This window comes from Frankia sp. CgKIO3 (assembly GCF_977946435.1).
On the sequence record NZ_CDWTMO010000282.1, the window covers coordinates 1 to 2,800 of the forward strand.

Consider the following 2,800-nt stretch of genomic DNA (forward strand, 5'->3'; position numbering starts at 1 on the left):
CCCGTGAATGGACACGTAGGTGTGTACCCGAGTTGTTCTCCCCCGCACTACCGGGAGCTCAGGAATCGCGCCACGGCCATGACAACCTCGATCTCGGCCGAAGACCGTTCACCGATCGCATCGTGTGACGGTATTCAACGTCAGATCCGCCTCCCTCCGGATAGCGTCACTCGCCGTAAGATCCGTCGGATTATTGGCGCCGGAATCACCGCCCCCGCACCGATCAGCTCGATGGATCCCACCAATTCCGCGAACAAACCGCGCCCGCGGCGGCGGGCACATCCGGGGCGATGAACGAGCCGAATAACATCACATCAACACCTTGGCTACAACGGCGACCAACCATGCGAAAAAAGGACGACCGCGGAATTTCCCCGCGCACACGTAGACCGGCGGTACGGCAGCGGGCACTACAGAACTTCGTCGGGGGTACGACTTGGGCCCGGTTGCGATCCTTCCTCGGGCGGGAGCGACGGCACACCCCGCGGAAGGATCGCAACCGACGGGCCGACAGCGATCGCAAGGCCGATTTTTCAGGACTCCTCTGGACGTCTACCGGGTGCCAGGAATATTTTTCCGCCAGCACGCCATAATTCACCGGGACAGCACGATCAATGCCCGGCTGAGGGACCGCCGTCTGGGGGGCGACCATTGGCTGAGAAGCAGCGAGCGGCCAGGGGGCTCCTGTCCTCATGCCCACCCGCTAGGACCAGGACTTTCGTGCGGGACCAACATTATGCGGCCCGGCATTACGGCCCCCGGAAGAAAGTATCACCGGCGGGTGCGAGCGGATTTGAAGACACCCGGGAAGGCGTCGCCGCCGGATCCGTCGTCCTCGGCGCTTGTCGCGGCTGGCGCGTTCAGCGACGCCGTCGGGCCCGGCGGAACGGGTGTCTACCGTGATCGATCATCTGGGAACGCCGAGGGCACGGTCCGGCTGGGCAGCGGAGGCGACGCGGCTCGACCAGATGATCTATTCCTGGTCGCGCCGGAGCAGGACGGGCGGCGAGAGTCACCTCCCGGCGGCAAGCTCCCTGGGCTCCACTGTGACCAGGTCCTGGAGCGGGCTTCTCGCCGGCGAGGTCGAGCTCGACGAGAGCCAGGTCCCCCACCCACCGTCGGCGCTCACCTACATCATCCGGTCTCCGGATCATCCCGAGACGCCGGACCATCTCACGGCGAGGGATCCGCGCCGCATCCCGGAAGCGGCGCTCGTGCACCGGATCCGGATCCCGGAACGCGGCGGCGAGAGCCGGGCCCGGCTGCGTGCCCACATCCTGATCGGCCGGGCGGACTATCTGACCGAACGGGTGGGGCTCGCGTTGTACGCGGCGGGTGGGGTCGTGGTGGGTAGCTCCCGCACCGTCCCGCGGCTGGCTCCCCTGCACCTGCGCGACCTCACCGCACGCCGACGGACGGGCGAGCCGGCCCTGCGCCAGTCGGCGCGCGCGGGGGTGCGGCGCGATCGGCTCGTCACGCTCATCGCGGCGGTACTGGCATGGTCGCGGGCCGAGCGTCCCTTCGTGGTGGCCCACACCGGTTCGGATGAGGCGCTCACGCTGATGTGGGCCCTGGTGGAGATCCTCGAAGGTGTTCTGCCCTACCGGCTTACCTTCTCCACGCATGCGACCGCCGTCCCCTCGGGCGCCGTCCCCTCGGGCGCGCGGCACACCGACGAGCCGGGCCCGCGGTTCCTGTTCGTCCCGTTCGAACCGGAGTGTGCCGGCAACGGGGAGCCTGCCGCGATCCACGTGGATCCGCGGGCCGGGCCGGACGCTCCACCGATCATGGCCACCGCCGCCCGGCTGCTCGTGGACCTTTACGGCCGCGGTGGGATGCGGGGAATCGGCGATCTGCTGGCCCTGGTCGGTGACGAGATGTTCGATCCGGGCCGGCCGGAACCCTGGTGCCGGCAGGTGGTGGAGAACGGGGTCGGGAGGACCGCCGCGCCGCCGCCCGGCGGCGGCCTGGCCGCCCTCGCGGATACCGCGGATGCTCGGCGTACGGGCGTCCCGGGTACCGCGAGTGGTTCGGGTACCGCGAGTGGTTCGGGTACGTCGGGTCCCCCGGATCCGGCACCCCTCTCGACCACGACCGATGCCGTCGGCCTGGGACGCTCGACGGCCCCGGCAGCGCCGGGCGATCCGGCCTCGGCAGCGACGGCAGGCGCCGGAGCGCTCGCCGTCCGCGAGCACCTCCGCGAACGGTACGAACGCCTGCGGGCTTCGAACTGGTCAAGCTCCGCCGAACAGGGCACGGCCGCGGACCCCGTGCGCCGTCTTTTCACCGCCATCATCGAACCGGTCGGTCTGCCGGCGGACCTGGCGAGTGCGGAGCGGCTACGCGGTCAGCTGCGCCGGGTCGCGGGGCTGCTGGCCGGCCCCGTCGCCAGCCCGGGCGGCGGGCTCGTGCCAGCGGCCCGGGCCCCGGGCCCCGGGCCCCGGGAACGGTTACACAAGGAGATCGTCGGCGTCATTCTGGGCCGGCTGCGGGAGGAGGAGCCGCCTAGCCGGATGATCGACGAGATCTCCAACGCGGTCGCCGAGGAGCAGCGCCAAATCGAAGGAACGATCTCCGCCCTCGCGGACGAACTCGCCGCATTGCGGGTTCCTTCGCCCGCACAGATCCGCGACGAGCCACTGCGCCAGGCAGTCCCACTGCTCGCGGCCGCCCTGGAGTCGATCTTCTTGGGATATCGGATGACCTCCGCGCGCGACAACGCGATCCGGCTGGCCACGGAGACCGCCGAGGCGCTGCGCGCCGCCCGGCCGGACCACCTGTCGGCGTCGCCTACCGGTAC

At 70.2% G+C, this 2,800-nt stretch carries 1 pseudogene; it reads left to right on the forward strand.

Annotated elements, in window-relative coordinates:
- Positions 1-899: 899 nt before the first annotated feature.
- Positions 900-2,800 (forward strand): annotated as a pseudogene (locus tag AC08OJ_RS19550) (hypothetical protein); the annotation flags it as partial.